At 66.2% G+C, this 527-nt stretch carries 1 protein-coding gene; it reads right to left on the bottom strand.

Translation table 11 applies throughout. The features are described from left to right. Positions 1 to 527, bottom strand: a 527-nt coding sequence (locus tag X735_RS01000000166670; protein ID WP_032909654.1) for an Ig-like domain-containing protein, incomplete at both ends; no start/stop codon positions are given.

The raw sequence follows: 527 nt of genomic DNA, 5'->3' as shown, positions 1-527 counted from the left end.
CGTCGCCGTCCTTGATGGTGTAGGTGAAGACGTCGTCATGGCCACCGGCGGAGCCGGCATCGCGGGTATAGGTGTAGGTGCCGTCGGCGGCCAGCGTCAGCTTGCCGTAGAGACCCTGGATCTGCACGCCGAGTGTTGCGGTATTGTCGAGGGCGGCATTGGTGTCGCCGGCGACGACGCCGACCACGGCAGCGCCGTCGGCGCCCTTGGTATCGGCAACCCCGTCGGTCGTGTTGCCGTCGAGGGCATCGGTTCCGCCAACCAGCACATTGCCGGTGGCCGGGCCGAACAGGCCGGCCCCGATGCTGTCGATGTCGGCAACCGCGGTCGGCACGTCATCGACGATGTTGACGGACAGCGTGCCTGTGGCGTTCTGGCCGTCCTGGTCGGTGAGCGAGACGGCAAGGTTCTCGAACAGGCTGTTGGTGGAGGCGCCGGTAGCATGGGCCTCGTTGTCGAGCAGCGTGTAGGTATAGCTGACGGTGCCGGTTGCGGGATTGTAGCCGGTCACGTTCAGCGTATTGCCG

The sequence above is a fragment of the Mesorhizobium sp. L2C084A000 genome, assembly GCF_000502875.1.
GTDB lineage: Bacteria > Pseudomonadota > Alphaproteobacteria > Rhizobiales > Rhizobiaceae > Mesorhizobium.
Note: the sequence above shows the minus strand (reverse complement) of the source record. Positions and strands in the feature narration are given on the sequence as shown.